Here is a 282-nt window from a genome sequence, read left to right as displayed (position 1 = left end):
CGAGTTGTTGATGCGCTGGAAGCCCGCCGCGATACCGAACGGACCGTTCAGGTACTGCACCGCGGCGCTCCACGTCGAGCCGGCGTTGAAGCTGCCCGGCACGCCGCCCAACGAGTACGAACCGCTTACCGTCAGACCATACATGTTCGGCGACGTGTACACGAGGGAGTTATTCGCGCGATAGATCGTATCCAGCGAATCGAGATCGCCCGGGTGTGCGCCGTAAGCGCCCGTCAGCCATGTAGTCGGGCTATACGGCGACAGCAGCGTGTAGTACGACGT

The 282-nt window shown here is 62.4% G+C and carries 1 protein-coding gene; it reads right to left on the bottom strand.

Translation table 11 applies throughout. The annotated features are described in order from the left end of the window. Positions 1 to 282: porin (locus SB822_RS56495; protein ID WP_410859026.1), on the bottom strand; the 282-nt coding region annotated here is incomplete at both ends.

Source organism: Paraburkholderia sp. SIMBA_054 (genome assembly GCF_046534875.1).
In the GTDB taxonomy this organism is placed as follows: domain Bacteria; phylum Pseudomonadota; class Gammaproteobacteria; order Burkholderiales; family Burkholderiaceae; genus Paraburkholderia; species Paraburkholderia hospita.
This window is presented reverse-complemented; position numbering and strand designations above follow the sequence as displayed.